16 protein-coding genes are annotated in these 16,135 nt (G+C 64.4%); 9 read left to right on the top strand and 7 right to left on the bottom strand.

What is annotated here, in order from left to right; translation table 11 throughout:
* Positions 1-73: 73 nt before the first annotated feature.
* On the top strand, positions 74-1,675 hold the full coding sequence (locus Q7514_RS24960) for an FAD-dependent monooxygenase (protein ID WP_330136035.1): 1,602 nt from the start codon (positions 74-76) through the stop codon (positions 1,673-1,675).
* A gap of 5 nt (positions 1,676-1,680) precedes the next feature.
* Here the strand turns inward: Q7514_RS24960 and Q7514_RS24955 are convergent, their stop codons facing one another.
* A complete protein-coding gene (locus tag Q7514_RS24955; protein ID WP_330135948.1) occupies positions 1,681-2,340 on the bottom strand; it encodes a TetR/AcrR family transcriptional regulator in 660 nt (219 codons plus the stop codon).
* 147 nt (positions 2,341-2,487) lie between these two features.
* Between Q7514_RS24955 and Q7514_RS24950 the strand changes: the two genes are divergently transcribed.
* Together Q7514_RS24950 and Q7514_RS24945 are read left to right on the top strand one after the other, a co-directional pair.
* Positions 2,488-3,714, top strand: a complete 1,227-nt coding sequence (locus Q7514_RS24950; protein ID WP_330135947.1) for an oxygenase MpaB family protein — start codon at positions 2,488-2,490, stop codon at positions 3,712-3,714.
* A gap of 60 nt (positions 3,715-3,774) precedes the next feature.
* Positions 3,775-4,896, top strand: coding sequence for a DNA alkylation repair protein (locus Q7514_RS24945; RefSeq protein WP_330135946.1), 1,122 nt, complete (start codon positions 3,775-3,777; stop codon positions 4,894-4,896).
* Positions 4,897-4,943: 47 nt separating this feature from the next.
* Here the strand turns inward: Q7514_RS24945 and ubiG are convergent, their stop codons facing one another.
* From ubiG to Q7514_RS24925, 4 genes are all read right to left on the bottom strand, one after another.
* Positions 4,944-5,720: a bifunctional 2-polyprenyl-6-hydroxyphenol methylase/3-demethylubiquinol 3-O-methyltransferase UbiG gene (gene ubiG, locus Q7514_RS24940; protein ID WP_408016180.1), complete on the bottom strand. Its 777-nt coding sequence runs from the start codon at positions 5,718-5,720 to the stop codon at positions 4,944-4,946.
* A gap of 81 nt (positions 5,721-5,801) precedes the next feature.
* Positions 5,802-6,680, bottom strand: a complete 879-nt coding sequence (locus Q7514_RS24935) for a sulfurtransferase (RefSeq protein WP_330135944.1) — start codon at positions 6,678-6,680, stop codon at positions 5,802-5,804.
* Between the two features lie 78 nt (positions 6,681-6,758).
* Positions 6,759-7,325, bottom strand: coding sequence for a dihydrofolate reductase family protein (locus Q7514_RS24930; RefSeq protein WP_330135943.1), 567 nt, complete (start codon positions 7,323-7,325; stop codon positions 6,759-6,761).
* 290 nt (positions 7,326-7,615) lie between these two features.
* Positions 7,616-8,743 (bottom strand): acid phosphatase, encoded by a 1,128-nt coding sequence (locus Q7514_RS24925; RefSeq protein ID WP_330135942.1) that lies wholly within the window; start codon positions 8,741-8,743, stop codon positions 7,616-7,618.
* A 348-nt stretch (positions 8,744-9,091) separates the two neighbouring features.
* Here Q7514_RS24925 and Q7514_RS24920 point away from each other — a divergent pair, with 348 nt between their 5' ends.
* The gene (locus tag Q7514_RS24920; protein ID WP_330135941.1) at positions 9,092-10,015 is read left to right on the top strand and encodes an SMP-30/gluconolactonase/LRE family protein; all 924 of its coding nucleotides are present in this window, start codon (positions 9,092-9,094) and stop codon (positions 10,013-10,015) included.
* 20 nt (positions 10,016-10,035) lie between these two features.
* Here the strand turns inward: Q7514_RS24920 and Q7514_RS24915 are convergent, their stop codons facing one another.
* Both Q7514_RS24915 and Q7514_RS24910 read right to left on the bottom strand, forming a co-directional pair.
* Positions 10,036-10,365 (bottom strand): DMT family transporter, encoded by a 330-nt coding sequence (locus Q7514_RS24915; protein WP_330135940.1) that lies wholly within the window; start codon positions 10,363-10,365, stop codon positions 10,036-10,038.
* Positions 10,362-10,724 (bottom strand): DMT family transporter, encoded by a 363-nt coding sequence (locus Q7514_RS24910; protein WP_330135939.1) that lies wholly within the window; start codon positions 10,722-10,724, stop codon positions 10,362-10,364. The genes Q7514_RS24915 and Q7514_RS24910 overlap by 4 nt, the downstream gene beginning before the upstream one ends.
* A gap of 225 nt (positions 10,725-10,949) precedes the next feature.
* Between Q7514_RS24910 and Q7514_RS24905 the strand changes: the two genes are divergently transcribed.
* The 5 genes from Q7514_RS24905 to Q7514_RS24885 are packed head-to-tail and all read left to right on the top strand — an operon-like array spanning position 10,950 to position 16,115.
* Positions 10,950-12,062 carry an aromatic ring-hydroxylating dioxygenase subunit alpha gene (locus Q7514_RS24905; RefSeq protein WP_330135938.1) on the top strand — a complete coding sequence of 371 codons (1,113 nt, stop codon included), beginning with the start codon at positions 10,950-10,952 and terminating at the stop codon, positions 12,060-12,062.
* 25 nt (positions 12,063-12,087) lie between these two features.
* On the top strand, positions 12,088-12,294 hold the full coding sequence (locus Q7514_RS24900; protein ID WP_330135937.1) for a ferredoxin: 207 nt from the start codon (positions 12,088-12,090) through the stop codon (positions 12,292-12,294).
* Positions 12,287-13,459: an NAD(P)/FAD-dependent oxidoreductase gene (locus Q7514_RS24895; RefSeq protein ID WP_330135936.1), complete on the top strand. Its 1,173-nt coding sequence runs from the start codon at positions 12,287-12,289 to the stop codon at positions 13,457-13,459. The genes Q7514_RS24900 and Q7514_RS24895 overlap by 8 nt, the downstream gene beginning before the upstream one ends.
* A 47-nt stretch (positions 13,460-13,506) precedes the next feature.
* Complete coding sequence (locus tag Q7514_RS24890; protein ID WP_330135935.1) at positions 13,507-15,033, top strand: APC family permease; 1,527 nt, start codon at positions 13,507-13,509, stop codon at positions 15,031-15,033.
* 5 nt (positions 15,034-15,038) lie between these two features.
* Positions 15,039-16,115: an NAD(P)-dependent alcohol dehydrogenase gene (locus Q7514_RS24885; protein WP_330135934.1), complete on the top strand. Its 1,077-nt coding sequence runs from the start codon at positions 15,039-15,041 to the stop codon at positions 16,113-16,115.
* Positions 16,116-16,135: the final 20 nt, after the last annotated feature.

The raw sequence follows: 16,135 nt of genomic DNA, 5'->3' as shown, positions 1-16,135 counted from the left end.
TCGGGCCCACGCAAGGACCGGCGGCGACACAATCGATACACCGCTCGCTACGAAAGGCACAACGGTGTCCGAGATCAGCGAAACATCCGTACTTGTCGTCGGTGCCGGCCCGGTGGGGCTGACTGCAGCGCTCGAGCTTCGCCGCCGAGGAATCGGCATCGTCGTCATCGACCGATTGCCGACACCGGCGCACTACGCCAAGGCCGTGGGAATCCAGCCGCGGACCCTCGAAGTGTGGGATGCGATGGGCGTGGCGCGGCCCGCACTCGACCTGTCGGCTCCGATGCGCGGGCAGATCGTGTACGTCAACGGAGCCGAGGCGATGCGCTTCGACCTCGAACTGCCCGAGGACGTGCCCTACCGGTTCGCGTGCATGCCGCAGTACGCCACCGAACACGTCCTTCGACACGCATTGGCCGAACACGGCACGACGGTCCGATACGGTGTCGAACTCACCGGGTTCGAGCAGACCGCGGACGGTGTCGTCGCCACCCTGCGCACCGATGACGGCACACAGCAGCTGACGGCGAAATATCTCGTCGGCTGCGATGGCGCCCACAGCGCGGTACGCAAGGGATTGGGGGTCTCGTTCGAGGGCGACGCCTTCCCCGAGGAATACATGCTCGCCGACGTCGAACTGGACTGGTCCCTGCCGACGGGCTACGGAGTACGCGCGATGACGCAGGAGAACGGAGCCACCTCAGACCTGATGGTGTGCATCCCGCTGCCCGGCCGCGGCCGGTATCGCGTGTCGTCGTTCGTCGCGCCCGACCTGGCAACCACCGGGGCAGACACGGTCGCGCACGGCCTCGAAGGGGAACACCCGCCCACGCTCGGGCATATCCAGGACGTGGTGGACCGCCTCGCACCCGAACCGACAAGCGTACGAAAGATGCGCTGGTCCTCTGTCTTTCGTGTCAGTCACCGGATCACAGACAGCTACGGCACGGGGCGGGTGTTCCTTGCGGGCGACGCGGCCCACATCCATCCACCCACTGGTGCGCAGGGGATGAACACAGGCATTCAGGATGCCTACAATCTCGGCTGGAAACTCGCGCTCGCGGTGAGCGGACACGCCGCCGACGGCCTTCTCGCCAGCTACGACGCCGAACGCCGACCCATCGGCGAGGAGGTGGTGGGCCGCACCGTGCGTGACGCGCGCGAGGGCATCGGAAGCGGCGAAACCGACTTCGCGACGGCCATGTTGCGGCAGGCGCAGCTCCTGCTCGGCTATCGCGATAGCACCATCGTCGGGGGCACGGGGGACTCGACAGGCCCGTCGCCAGGCGATCGCGCACCTGACGCCCGTGGCCTCCGGCAGGACACGGTCACCTCTCCCATACGAGTGCACGACCTACTTCGCCATCCCGGACATACGGTGCTGTCGTGGGCACCGAACGCGGCCGCCGGGTCCGAGCTCGCCGAGCTGTCCGACGCCGTTACCGATCGATTCGGTGACCTGCTGCGGGCGTACATCATCGCTCCCGCCGCCGACCGGTCCGATGGACGGGCCCTGCGTGACGAGAACGGCGATGCGGCACGAATGTACGGCTTCGGGACGGATCCCGAGGCCGTCGTCGTACGACCCGACGGATATGTGGGTTTCCGCGTGAAGGAGCCGAGTCTCGAGCGCATCAGCGGATACTTCGAGGCCATCGTGCGCACGGAACCGTGAAGAAACTAGCCGGCCGGCTCGACCATCGGCACGATGAATTCGCGCGCGATCGCTGCGAGCTGATCGTCGTCGTCGAGGTCGACGAGATCAGTCGGGACCATCAGGAACGACGCCGCGATCCGCACCATCATCTCTGCCGTCAGATCGATGTTCAGTCTGCGTGAGATGGTGCCCGCCTGCTGTTCGCGGCGAAGCTGGACGGCGACGAACTGCCGCGCAATGGCAAGCATTCGACCGTCATCGACGAGGGACCCTGCAAGCAGTGTCGGTTCGGCGTCGAGGAGACCCCCGATCAGCGAGTTGGTCCGGATTGCCCTCAGCGAGCTGACGAACCCGAGGACGATGCGGTCGGCGGCCGTCTGTGCGGATCGGATATCGACGAGGAACCGATCGAAGTATCGGCGGAACTCACGCAGCAGGACCTGCTCGACGAGCGCATCCTTCGACTCGAATCTCCGGTAGAGCGTGACCCGCGACAGATTCGCCCTTCTGGCGACTTCCTCCATCGACGAGCGTTGAATTCCCGACCGGCAGAACTGCTCGTGGGCCGCGTCCAGCAGGCGTGTGCGCACTGCATCGACGTCGTCGACTTGCTCAACGGCTTCGAGGAACGCGCGCTCGAGCAGGGTTTCGGACCGGGCGGCCGGCAGAGAATCCACGATCACCTCCTGGACATTCGAGGTTACACGGCGGCCGAGCACCTCAATTTCACAAAACTGCACACATCCGTCATCACACCGTGCTAGAAAATGATACGCAGTAACGGATCTTGTAACCCTGTTTCTCACAATCTTACCCCGGGGGTAGATGGCATGGCCGAACTGAGTAGACGAAAGATCTTGCAGGCGGGCGGAGCGCTGAGCGCGCTCAGCGCGATCGCGCTCGCATCACCTGCCAACGCACAACCCTGGAGGTGGTCGCCGGCGGGCTCGATCCCGGGCACCGGCAGCGGCGCAGACCCGAGAACCGTCTGGGACACCGAAGCCGATCCACTGGTCGCATCGCTCCTCGACCGTGGCGATGTACCCAGGGTCAACCAACTCCTCCGAACATGGACGAAGAACGGGCAGCCCTTGCCCGACGGGCTCCCGGCCGATCTGCGGGATTTCATGGAGCGGGCGCGCCGGCTGCCGGAGTGGGCAGACCGAGGCAAGCTCGAGACCGCGGTGCGGTTCAACGAGAAGCGGGGTCTCTACCTCGGCGTCCTGTACGGGTTCGCGAGCGGCATGATGAGCACCGTCATTCCGAAAGAGGCTCTCGCCGTGTACTACTCGAAGGGCGGCGCCAACATGAAGCGCCGCATCTCCAAGACCGCGAAACTGGGGTACGACATCGGTTCCCGCAACGCATATCTCGACGATGGCGAGATGATCGTGACCGCCGTGAAAACCAGACTCGTGCATGCTGCCGTGAGGCACCTGCTTCCGCAGTCACCGCACTGGACCGGCGCCGCGCCCGAAGATATTCCGATCAGCCAGCACGACATGATGGTCACCTGGCACAGCCTGCCCACCACCGTCATGCGCACATTGAAGAAGTGGAAGGTGCCCATCCCCGCCGACGAGTCCGAGGGCTTCCTCCACTCCTGGCAGATCAGCGCGCACATGCTCGGTATCGAAGACCAGTACATCCCCGCGACGTGGGACGATGCCGATGCCCAAGCTCGAGAATCGCTGGATCCGATTCTGGCTCCCACCACCGAGGGACTCGAGCTTGCCGACATGCTCCTCGATCTCGGCGCAGGGCTCGACCTCACGCTCCTCAGCCGGCCCATCCTGGGTGCCCTCACGCGTTTCATGCTCGGCGACGAAATCGCCAACTGGCTGAACATCCCGCGCGAACCGGTGTGGGGCACACTGCTCGACGTGGCATGGGGACCGTTCGTCGCCGTGCGCGAGGGGCTGCTCCCCTTGCCGCTGGCACCGGAGGCGTATTGGACCTTCGACGAGCTGCTCCGCCAGTTCGTTCTGCTCTACATGTCCGAACTACAGACGATCAGCATCGAGATCCCGGAGTTCAACAACCCGAACTACCCCTGACCGATTCCCGAGTCATCACTCAGCGGTGTGCACGGACCTCCCTGCAGGGATGATGGCCTCATGCCTTTTGCTGATGAGCTCATCGGACCACACGTGGCCGAACAGCTGTCGAAGTCGATCCAGGACGCCGCACCTGAACAGCAGCTGCGGAAGCTTCCTCGCGCCGCCCACGAACTCGACGGATCGACTCTGCGCGAGCGCGCCGACCTGCTGCGCGACGCACTCCTAGCGGACGTCCCCGGAGACTACGCCACGCTCGCCGTGGTCGTCCGCAGCGCCTACAACCACTCGCCGGATTTCGGTGGGTGGTTGCTCTGGCCCGTCACCAGCGCTGTCGCGACCAGGGCCGTGCACGACGACAGCGACGCGGCATTCACCGATGCAATGGCGCTACTGGCAGAGTTGACCGGCCGCTTGACCTCCGAATTCGCCATCCGGACACTCCTCCGTCACGACCTCGACCGAGCGCTCACCATCGTTGCCGAGTGGACGACGTCGGCCGACGAACACGTCAGACGGTTGGCCAGCGAAGGGACCCGGCCCTATCTCCCCTGGGCAGTGCGGGTTCCGGAGATCGTTGCGCGACGCGGCATCACCGTCCCGATCCTGGACGCCCTGTACCGGGACGACAATGAGTACGTGCGTCGCTCGGTGGCCAATCACCTGAACGACCTCAGCCGCGACGATCCCGATCTGGTCGTCGACACCGCACGCAGGTGGCTCAGCGACCCGGCCGACACGACGCCGGCGCTCGTTCGTCACGGATTGCGGACCCTCGTCAAATGCGGCCATGTCGGAGCCCTTGCGCTGCTCGGCTTCGCGCCGGCGTCGGTCGATGTCGACGGTCCTCACATCGTCGCCGCGCGAGTGCCCTGGAGCGGCACGGTCCAATTCACTGCGGCTCTCCGCAACACGGGCACGGAGCCGGCACGCCTGGCCATCGACTACATCATCCATCACCGCAAGGCCAACGGTGCCTCGAGCACGAAGGTCTTCAAACTCGCCACCCGCGAACTGGCTCCCGGGGAGCAATTCGCAATCGAGAGGGAACACTCGTTCCGGCCGATCACCACCCGCCGCTACTACCCCGGCGAGCACGCCGTCGCCCTCCAGGTCAACGGCGTCGCGACTGCCCCAGCGCCCTTCGAACTACTCCCGGAGAACGGAATCTCCGCCGGATGAGGATGCTGCCGAGCTCGGCTGCTCGTGCGTCGAAGCGCTTCCCGGTGTCACTCCTTGACCGCGTAACCCATGTAGGAGATTCCGGTGAATCTCATTCGCCCGAAGTCGAGCCGGCGGCTCACCTCTCCCCAGGGAAGACGTCCGCGCGCCGCTCGCGCCATGTCGAACACCCGGAGTGGATTCTTGGACCGCGGACCGAGCCCCACGATGTTGCCTGCCCGCAAACCGTGCCGGCCCATGACCTCCACGAGTTCTTCCGGCCTGATACACATCGACCAATCGTGGATTGGGGTGTCGAACAATCGGGTCCACCGCCATTCCTGCATGATCTTGATGGCGACGAGCCGGCTCGTCCAGGTGCGGTTGATGGTGTCGAAAAGAAACAGGCCTCCTGGCTCGAGGGCCCGCGCGACCTCACCCATCACCGCATCCGGGTCGGACACATGCTCGAGCACATCACAGCAGTACACGACGCCGAACTCGGCGTCCCGCACCGGCAGCTGCTCTCCCACACCGAGCCGATAGTCGATGTCCAGTTCTCCCGCCGCCGCATGCGTGCGCGCCGTGTCCAGTGATATCGCGGACGGATCGACACCGACCACACGGAAACCGATCTTCGCGAACTCCTCGGCGAGGAACCCACCGCCCGAGCCGATGTCGAGGGCCCGCATTCCGGCGTAGTCACCACCCACGTGATCCCCGAGCACGTCACGGAAGTACGCAAAGCGACCCGACGTGAGGCTCCCGTGCAACATGTTGAGCGGGTTGTCCTCGTCCCACCAGGTGTCGCCGACCCGGTTGTACACGTCGTTGTCTATGGGCACGGAGTGCACCTGCGCATCCTTGGGAAGTCCGTCGCGGCCATCGTACGTTCGAAAGCCGAGTGCCGCGCAGTCCTTCGTCCTTCAACGAGGATTCGGGCCTTCCACCAAGGGCAGCGACTCGTCGTCAGTCCACGCATTGAGAGACCCGTCGTACACCGCGACATCCGAACGCCCCGCCGCCGCGAGCGCATGCGCAAGACCTGCTGCGGCGATCCCGCCTCCGCAGTACGTCACCGGTTGTACGGCCGGGTCCAGCGCACCTGCCTTCTCGAACACTGCTCGCAGTTCGTCCGTCGGCTTCAACCGGCCGGTCGACGGATCGACGAGATCACCGAACGGGATGTTGATGCTGCCCGGAATGTGGCCGCGGCGAGGGTAGGACGGGCTCTCGCCCCGATAGGTTGCCGGGTCGAGCGCGTTGATGATCAGAGTGTTCTCGTCATCGAGGGCACCCGCGACTTCTTCGGTGGAACGCACCAACTCGGGTCGGCGGTCCGTCGTCAAGGTCGTCGCATGCGGGATCACCTGCTCATCCGACACCGGGAACCCCGCCGCCTGCCACGCAGGTAGTCCCCCGTCGAGTACAGCGACGTCGTCGAACCCCTCGAACCGCAACTGCCACCACAGGCGCGCGGCCCAGACTCCGGACGATTGGTCGTACACCACGACGCGACGCCCCTGCCCGATTCCTACCGCTCCTGCGGCGGCCGCGAACCGTTCGGACGACGCTGCGGTGAACGGCAGAGGAGCCAGGTGCTCCGAGAAGTCCGTGAACAGGTCCGCGTACACCGCGCCGGGGATGTGCGCCTCGAGGTACGTGGCGAGACCGGGTTCGATGTGCACCGAGCCGTCCGGCGGCATCGTCAGGTGAGTGGTCGCGTCGACGACCACCAGGTCTTCGTCGCCGAGCTGTTCGTACAACCATTCAGGGGTAACGGTATGAGGCTTGTGTTCGGTCATCGGGCGCTCCTCTTCACAGAATGCAAGATCTGGTGCCTTCACAAGCCTATCGAGCCGTCGAACACACGAGGTCTTCCCTTATTCGCGAGAGGCCTTGTGGAGGGTCGGGACGTAGACCAACTGCTGGGTCTTCCCGTCGAACGTTCGGGACTCGATGAGCTCGAGATCGAAGTCCTGTGCTCCGGCCCAGATCGGATCGCGTCCTGTTGCGCCGGTGACCACCGGGAAGACGACAACCTCGATTCGGTCGACGAGGCCGGCTGCCATGAGCGCACGATTCATCGTCATGCTTCCGTGTGAGCGCAACGGCAGATCCGACTCTGCCTTCAATCGCGGAACAGCGGTGAGGGCATCCTCGGCGACGAGGGTTGTGTTCGGCCACTTCAGCGGCCCCTCGAGGGTGGTCGAGAGAACCACCTTCTGCATCGCATAGAGCCACTCGAAGCTGGGATCGTCGATCAGTTCCGACAGCCTCGACCACGTCCGGTAGGTCGTCGCGCCGAGCACGAGGATCTTGTCCGGCGAGAAGATCTTCTCGCGATCCGCGACCAGTTCAGGACCTTCTTTGCCCCAGTAACCAGGCCAGACTTCCGACGATCCGTATCCGTCGAGTGTGGAGAACACATCGAATGTGTAGGTAGCCATAGCGGTCACGCCTCCGACCGGGAGATCGATAAGTTGAACAGCTCCGTTCAAGTTGTGACCCTGTTACCGTAACCCGTACAGCGGTGTACTCGGCCGCATCACGCTCTACGGGCACTTCGCTTCGCGCGCCGAACTGCTCGAGCGTGTGGTCGGCCGATTCAACCGACTGCCCGTACGTTGCACCCTTCGCAAGGCTGACGGTATCCATCGTTCGAACTACAAGCACTCGAGTTGACCCACGTTCGAACCGACGCACTGTCTGCGATCCGCGGCGATCGGACGGCGAGTCGCTACAGTGCGCCGTAGGCTGCGGGGAGATCGATGCGCAACCATCCTCCGTCAGGCCCGGCTTGATCGAGTGGGTAGCCTGCGGGAATTGCGGTGCGCCGCAGTATGTCCAGTCGCTGCCCATCGGTCAGCTCAGGTGCGACGCTCCGCATCAGCACAGCAGCCTCGGCGGGGATGTCGTTCACCATCGAAGGATCGATCAGGTCGAAGCCGTAGGTCATCCGCTCTCGGAATTCGTCGCGTGCCACGTCCGACCGGCGATACGGGGCGTCGGTGGCCATGTACTCACCGAGCGGGACACCGACGGACCGCTCGAGTTCCGCTCGAAGCTCGTCCTCCGCTTCGTCGACCAATCGTGCGAAGGCGGGATCGTTCAATCGCTGCGCAGCCGCGACCTGACCCATGATGCGGCCGCCCATCACATCGAGCGGATAGTGCACGCCGAGCACGATCCTGCTGTTACCCACCTCCGAGGCACGGGCAAGGATCTGCGACGCCAGTTCGGGCAACATATCCGCGAGCAGGATCCCATTGAGATACGCCCCCGACGTGTGGCCCGAGGGATACGAACTCGTACCGCCGACCTCGACATACGGGTCGGCGGAACCACTGACGCCATCACCGAAGTAGTAGTGGATGCGGTCGGGGGACACTTCGAACGGCCTCGGATTGTTCCAATGCTGCTTCTCCAGGAGCGACAGGTTGGTGACACCGACGGCCCGCCCCACCTCCCCTCCGAGCAGCGCGTGCACCTTGGGCAACCGGCCTTCGGCCAGCGCGACCCGGAACGCTTCGCCGAGCCCCTCACCAAGAGCGTCCGACAACGACAGCAGGCGCTCGTGGTCGGCATCGAACAGTGCACGCTGCTGCTCGATCGGCGTCGCGTTGTTGTTGATCTCGACAGTCCGGTCGAGGTTGCGTTGCACCAGGTCAGGATGGGTGTCACGGATCGCGGTGAAACCATCCAGCACCGCGATGTGATTGCCTCGTGCGGGGAAGTCCGACGGGTACGGACCGACAAGTTCCTGCAGGGAGTACGACTCGACCGGGGGCGCAGGGTCGGCATATGCGAGCGGCACCGTCAGCATCGCCGTCACAGCTACTGCACCGGCACACCTGAGGAGCTTCATCGAGCGTTCCTTCCCCCGAACCTGGACGGCCGTTCGGGACGCTACCGGGGCGGAATACGGTTGTACAGATTCGCTCCCGACTCAGGCCGCCGCGATCGCAGTCGCCTGGTCAAGCGTCCCGTCGGAATCCGCGCGGCGCCCCCATCGGATACGAAGACCGACACACCGACACATAAGTTCGACGAACGATGCGTCAGGACCGCGTACCCTCGAGTCCTCCTCAGGTGCGCCATCGGAGTCGGAGATGACATGACCGCAGCTTCCCGTTCCTCCACGCGTCTACGGCCTCACTGTTGGACCCCACCCCCGGCACCACCGCGAGCAAAGAGGAAGACGAGCACACCTCCATTGCCCCCGGCTCGGCAGATCGCGCTGCCGGGCGCCGGCCCCGAGGACGTCGTTCTCGGCACAGACGGATGCATCTACACGGGTATCGACACGGGTGAGATCCTCCGCGTCGACATCGACGCGGAAGAAGTCACCACCGTGCTCGACACCGGCGGTCGCCCACTGGGCCTCCACGCCGGGCCGGACGGATCACTGCTCATCTGTGACGCCGAGCGCGGACTCCTGCACTGGCCCGGTCCGGGACGTTCGGTCACGGTGCTGGTCGACGCCGTCGACGACGAACCACTGAACTTCGCGAGCAATGTGGTAGCCGACCCGGATGACGGAACGATCTACTTCACCGCATCCTCGCGTCGCTGGCCGTTGGAGCGGTGGAGGGGCGACCTGGTCGAACACTCCGGCACCGGACGCTTGTTCCGCCTGTCGCCCGAGGGCGAAGTGCAGACGCTGCTCGACGGTCTGCAGTTCGCCAATGGCGTGGCGCTCACGCCCGACCGCGCGGCGTTGATCGTCGCAGAAACCGCCGCCTACCGACTCAACCGCTACTGGCTGCGCGGCCCCGAAGCGGGCAACCGGGAAACACTGGTGGACAACCTGCCCGGATTCCCCGACAACATCGCACTCGGCAGTGACGGACTGATCTGGGTCACCCTCGCTTCACCACGGAATCCGGTGCTGGACACTCTGCTTCCGCTGCCGGGCATACTACGCAGGGCGTTGTGGATGCTGCCCGACCGTTTCCTGCCCGCCCCGGCCCGCACCGCGTGGGTGCTGGGTGTGACACCGGACGGCTCGATCGTCCACGACCTGCAGCAGGACGGAGCCGACTACGCCATGGTCACCGGAGTCGTCGAACACCATGGCACCTTGATCCTCGGCAGTCTGCACGAACGGGCGATCGCAGTGACCCGCGTGCCCACCTGAATCACGCCGCGGCCGGGCCCTCACACCGGCGTATTCGCCCCGAGTTCGACAGCGACGACACCCACGACGATCAGTGCGATGCCGAAGACCATCTTGGCGGTGAGCGGGTCCCTGAAGAGGAGTCTGCCGAGCACAGCCGTGAGCGCGACACCGCAGGCCACCCAGATCCCGTAGACCACCCCGACGGCAACACCTCGGGCGAGCACTGCGCCGATCAGGGCGAAGGCCAGCACGTAGCAGACCACTGTTCCCGCAACCCAGCGCAGCCGGGCCATACCGTCGGATACTTTCAAGCACAAGGTGCCGAGCACTTCGAGGCCGATCGCGCAGGCCAACAGTACCCACGTCATCGTGCCGACGCTTCCAACTCACCACGGTCACATGGCTCATCCGCAGGCGGGTGGGATCCGAGCTCGACGATCACGACGCCGGCGATGATGCACGCAATACCCACCCCCATCATCGGTGTGAGGGGCTCGGCGAAGACCAACGCAGCGATGACTGCGGTGAGCACGATTCCGGCCGCTCCCCAGATTCCGTAGGCCACCCCGACGGGCATTCGCCGGAGGACGCGGGCGAGGAACACGAAGGATGCGACGTAACCGATCACGACGAGCGTGTACCACCAGGGATTGTCGGTTGCCGCACGCAGAGACAACGTCGCCGCGACCTCACACACGATCGCCCCGACCAACAGCAACCATTTCACGGAGATCAAGGTACCTGCCCTTCTTCGTTGATCCCGGTGCAATTCACATCGCCGACGCCGCTGCAGCTCATCGGACGCGCATGCCGCACTTACCACAACCTGAGTTTACGCATTGCGTATCGTAATGGCGATTAGATGTTGACTTCGCGCAATACTGACGGCATGCTGTTACGCAATCACATGTGATACGCATTACAGCCCGCCGTGATCATGAAAGGCGCCACAGTGCCCATCCAGATGGAAGACATCCGAACGAAATATGGCCTGCCTCCGCACGAGGAGATCCTGGCCGCTCTCGACAACGGAGAGACCCTGCCAGCACCGTTCTACTTCGCACCCGAGATCCACCGCCTCGAACAAGAACAGATCTTCGCCAAGTCGTGGCAGTACGCGTGTCATGAATCCGCCGTCGCCAAGCCCGGTGACTACGCAGTGACCCGCGCCGGCGCCGTCCCGATCATCGTCACCCACGGCCGCGACGGAGAGCTACGCGGCTTCGTCAACGTATGCCGCCACAGGCTCCACGCCATCGCCGAAGCGAGCGGGAACAAGCCGCTTCTCCAATGTCCTTATCACGGCTGGACATACGGGCTCGACGGGAAGCTCAAGACCGCCCCCAGGTCGCAGCGCGAGAAGAAGTTCGACTGTTCCACGATCTCCCTCGAACCGGTATCGGTCGAACGCTGGGACCAGTGGATCTTCGTCAATCCAGACCCTGCTGCAGAACCCTTGTCGTCCTTCACCAACGATATCCGTACCCACAGCGATCAGCTGAACTCGGATCTGCGCGAGTACGAGTTCCAGGTGCGCTACGAGTACGACATGAACTGCAATTGGAAGCTGTGGGCCGAGAACGCGGTCGAGTGCTACCACTGCCCCACCCTGCACAAGTCCAGTTTCGGCAAGACCTACCACACGAGTCCCGACGATTACACGGTCGATTCCACCGATCACACAATCTGGCACGACGGCCCGATCAAGTGGCTGCCGGGTGACGTCGATCCCGCAGGTCTCGAAGGGTTCCGGTTCGCGTTCACCTTCCCTTCATCCTTCTTTGCACTCGACGACTATGTCGGCTTCATCGGGAGCGTCCAACCCGTCGGCCCTGAGAAGTGCTGGGCGTTCGTCGATATGTACGCGAAGCCCGGAGCGGATCCGATCATCGTCAAGGAATGGCTCGACATGTGGGATCGCACCCTCATCGAGGACAAGAAGGCCACCGATATCCAGCAGATCGGTTACAACTCCGGCAGGGTTCGGACAGGTCGTCTACTGCTCGACAGCGAGAGCCCCCTCCAGTCGTTCATGCGCACCACCGTCAACGCGCTCGCGATGTGACCATTCGAACCAAAAGGCAAGTACCATGACTGAACTCATCGCCGACCTCGGTAAGTGCCAGGGCTACGCGAACTGCGTGGTCTCCGCTCCCGACATCTTCGACCTCGATGACAACGGCAAGGTCGTACTGCTCGCCACCGATGTCGGTCCCGCCCGTGAGAACGAGGCGCTCGACGCTGTCCGCTCCTGCCCCGCCACAGCCCTCACGATGAAACGGAACAACAATGACTGACGTCGCCATCGTGGGAGCGTCGCTCGCCGGTGTCCGGGTCGCCGAATCGCTCCGTTCGGCGGGTTTCGAAGGATCCGTGACACTGATCGGTGACGAACCGCACCTGCCGTACGACCGGCCTCCTCTTTCCAAATCAACACTCGCCGAGCCTGATTCGATCCCCGCTACATTCCACGATCTCACCTGGTACCGCGACAACGATGTCGTCCTGCGACTCGGAGAACGAGCACGGCGGCTCGACGTCGACCATCACACCGTCCACACGGATGCCGGTACGGTGCGTTACGACGAACTCGTGGTCGCTACCGGCGCTGTCCCGCGGACGGTATTTCCCGACGCGCCGGCCGGTGTGTTCACCCTGCGCACCATCGACGATGCGCAACGCATCCGCGAGGCGTTCCGCACCGCCGCACGCATCGTCGTCGTCGGAGGTGGTTTCATCGGCCTCGAAATCGCGTCGTCGGCTCGGCAACTCGGCCTCGACGTCACCGTGATCGAACTTGCAGCAATCCCACTCTCACGCAACCTCGGCGATTCCGCCGCACAACCCTTGGTCGACCTCGCACGCCGGCACGGCGTGCGTGTGCTGTGCGGACGGTCGGTCGCTACATTGCTGGGCGTGCCCTCGGTCGAGGCGGTGGCCCTCGACGACGGCACTGTCCTCGAGTGCGACGCCGTCGTCGTCGGTGTCGGTGCCGTCCCGGCCACTGCCTGGCTCGAGGGAAGTGGATTAGAGCTCGATCGTAGGGGCCTGATCTGCGATGCCACCGGTCGCGCTGGCCCGCACGTGTGGGCAGCCGGTGACGTGTGCGCGTGGGCGGACACCGACGGTATCCCCCGCCGCCACGAACACTGGACCTCGGCGACCGAACAGGCCGCGATAGTCGCGCACAACATCGTCTCGGATGACAAGCGCACTCTCGCCTCCGCACAGTACGTGTGGTCCGATCAATTCGGAGCACGGATCAGCATCATCGGCGACACCACATCCGAAGCCCACCTCCTCCCCCATTCCGATGACCTCGCTGCCCTCTACTTCCGCGACGACATCCTCGTAGGCGCGTGCATCGTTGATCAGCCGCGGCTGATGATCCGGTGCCGCCGCTGGATCGCCACCCGTTCATCGCGCACCGACATCGATTCGTTGTATCCCGCCGTGCGGTGATCGACGTACCCTCGCCTCATTCCTGGCAACTCGAAAGGGATCACCCAATGAGTTCGCTCGAATCACCGGGACATTCCCCGGCGCCCGACCACATGGTCCGCACGCTGACCTGGCGCGACGGCATGGTATTCGCACTCAACATGCCGATCGGGCTGTTTCTCACCCTCGGGTACACCGTCGGTGCGATCGGTGGCTGGACGGCCATCTCGATCTGGGCCGTCGCGTGCTTCTTCGCGTTCCTGCAAAGCCACCTGTTCTCCGAGATGGCCGCGATGTTCCCGGACCGCTCCGGCGGCATCTCTGTGTACGCCTACGAAGGCTGGAAGCGGCATTTCGCCCCTCTGGGCGCCATCGCGGCATTCGGATACTGGATGGGCTGGTCATTGTCGCTGTCCGTCGAAGGCGTCGTGCTCGGCACGCTCATCGAGCAGGCATTCTTCCCGGACAACGAGATCTCGGTCCGTCTCCCCATCGGCCACGACCTCGGCCTGCCCTATCTGATCGCGATCGGGGCCATCGTCACTGCGTGGGCCCTGAACTACTTCGGCATCAAGATCGCGGCCGGCGTCGCCCGCATCACCGGCGCGCTGCTCGTGATCGGCCTCGCAGTCCTCGTCGTCGGCCCGTTCCTGTCGACGGGAGCCGACTTCGACGTCACCCGGATCAGTTGGGCCGGATCCAGTACGCCGTTCGACTGGAAGGTCATCGTGGTCTGGTTCTACATCACCGCGTGGACGACGTACGGCACGGAGGTGTGCGCAAGTTTCGCCGCGGAATACAAGGACCCGGTGAAGGACACCTCACGTGCTCTGCGACGGTCAGCCCTGATGATCATGGGCTTGTACATTCTCGTTCCTTACGTCGTCGTCGGCGCTCTCGGCGAGGAAACCATCGGCGCGAATCCCGTGAATTACATCGGAATCGCATTCGAGCACATCCTCGGCAGTTACGCATGGCTCGGGCAGGTACCCGTCATGGCCGCATTCGTTATCGCGATGATGACCGCGACCGCGGACGGCGGCCGCTCCCTGTACGGAATCGCGCAGTCGGGCGGCACCATCCGGCAACTCGGTGAGCTCAACCGCTACGGCGTGCCCGGGCGTGCACTGACCACCGACATGCTCATCAATGTCGTCATCCTCATCGTGCTCGGCGAACCGATTGCGATACTTCTCGCAAGCAACCTCGGGTATCTCACCGCCGTCACCCTCGCAGTAGGCGCGTTCGTGCTGCTCCGCCGCGACCGTCCCGACATGCTGCGCCCCATCCGTCTTGCCCGACCCTGGGTGTTCGTTGCTTGTGGCTTGTTCGCCGTGAACAGCTTCGCCATCGTTGTCGGCATTCTCAACCCAGGGCTGACCGGGTACGGAGGGCTCAGCGAAACAATCACGGGTATAGGGATTCTCATGATTGCGTGCGTGCTCTGGTACTACCGCCAGCGCATCCAGGAAAAAACGCAGATCGAATGGCGGATTCGCGATACACCGCACGGAATGCTACGGCCCGTACCGCCCACCACCTCGGAAACCACCACGTCCGACGAACACGATTCCGTCACCGACACCAGGAGTTGATCACCATGAAAGCTGTCCGCGTCCACGAGTACGACACCGTCCCCACCCTCGACGACGTCCCCGTCCCCGCCGTCCGTGATCCTCACGACGTCGTCGTCAAGGTGCGCGGCGCCGGTGTATGCCGCACCGACCTGCACATCATCGAAGGACAGTGGAAGGGCAAGAGCGGAGTCCGCCTCCCCTACACCATCGGCCACGAGAACGCCGGCACCGTAACCGAGATCGGTTCGGCCGTCACGAACGTGAAGGTCGGTGACTCCGTCATCCTGCACCCCCTGGCCACCTGCGGACTGTGCCTATCGTGCCGCAACGGCGACGACGTGCATTGCACGCACTCCGATTTCCCGGGAATCGACGCCGACGGCGGCATGGCCGAATACCTGCGCACGTCCGCGCGCAGCGTCGTTACCCTCGATCCGGGTCTGGAGCCCGCAGATGTCGCTGCGCTCGCCGACGCGGGACTGACGGCATATCACGCTGCACGTAAGGCCGCCGAGATCCTGCGTCCCGGGCATACCGTGGCCGTGATCGGAGCAGGCGGGCTCGGACATATCGGTGTCCAGGTGCTCGAATCACTCACCGCAGCCCGGATCGTGGTCGTCGATCAGTCCCCGGAGGCCCTCGAGCTCGCGAAGCAGATCGGCGCCGACGTCACCGTCATTGCCGACGGCAACGAAGCTCGAGAGGTACTCGGCCTGACCGGCGGCAACGGCGCTGAGGTCGTGCTCGACTTCGTCGGGGAAGGCACCGCGATCGCCGCCGGTGTCGCGATGCTCCGCCGCGCGGGCTCGTATTTCGTGATCGGCTACGGCGGCAACCTCGACGTTCCCACGATCGACATCATCAGCTCCGAGATCAATTTCATCGGCAACCTCGTCGGCACCTACAACGACCTGGTCGAGCTCATGGCACTGGCCGCCGAAGGAAAGGTGCGCCTGCACACGGTCAAATACCGGTTCTCGAACTTCCGACAGGCCCTGGACGACCTGCACCACGGCCGGGTACGAGGTCGCGCCGTGCTGGTGCCCGACGACGAGTTCGATGGGCAACGTGGCACCCTGGACTCGGCACCGCGTGCCTGACCGGCGGCCGCAGACCAACC

The organism is Rhodococcus artemisiae (assembly GCF_036327795.1).
Lineage (GTDB): Bacteria > Actinomycetota > Actinomycetes > Mycobacteriales > Mycobacteriaceae > Rhodococcus > Rhodococcus artemisiae.
The sequence above is the reverse complement of the archived record's forward strand: the minus strand, read 5'-3'. Positions and strand labels throughout refer to the sequence as shown.

What these genes read in the sequence shown, in the direction of transcription:
- Q7514_RS24885 (WP_330135934.1), top strand. Translation starts at nt 15,039, where the DNA reads ATGAAAGCTGTCCGCGTCCACGAGTACGACACCGTCCCCACCCTCGAC.
- Q7514_RS24915 (WP_330135940.1), bottom strand. Translation starts at nt 10,365, where the DNA reads ATGACGTGGGTACTGTTGGCCTGCGCGATCGGCCTCGAAGTGCTCGGC.
- Q7514_RS24895 (WP_330135936.1), top strand. Translation starts at nt 12,287, where the DNA reads ATGACTGACGTCGCCATCGTGGGAGCGTCGCTCGCCGGTGTCCGGGTC.
- Q7514_RS24945 (WP_330135946.1), top strand. Translation starts at nt 3,775, where the DNA reads ATGCCTTTTGCTGATGAGCTCATCGGACCACACGTGGCCGAACAGCTG.
- Q7514_RS24900 (WP_330135937.1), top strand. Translation starts at nt 12,088, where the DNA reads ATGACTGAACTCATCGCCGACCTCGGTAAGTGCCAGGGCTACGCGAAC.
- Q7514_RS24935 (WP_330135944.1), bottom strand. Translation starts at nt 6,680, where the DNA reads ATGACCGAACACAAGCCTCATACCGTTACCCCTGAATGGTTGTACGAA.
- Q7514_RS24925 (WP_330135942.1), bottom strand. Translation starts at nt 8,743, where the DNA reads ATGAAGCTCCTCAGGTGTGCCGGTGCAGTAGCTGTGACGGCGATGCTG.
- Q7514_RS24890 (WP_330135935.1), top strand. Translation starts at nt 13,507, where the DNA reads ATGAGTTCGCTCGAATCACCGGGACATTCCCCGGCGCCCGACCACATG.
- Q7514_RS24930 (WP_330135943.1), bottom strand. Translation starts at nt 7,325, where the DNA reads ATGGCTACCTACACATTCGATGTGTTCTCCACACTCGACGGATACGGA.
- Q7514_RS24950 (WP_330135947.1), top strand. Translation starts at nt 2,488, where the DNA reads ATGGCCGAACTGAGTAGACGAAAGATCTTGCAGGCGGGCGGAGCGCTG.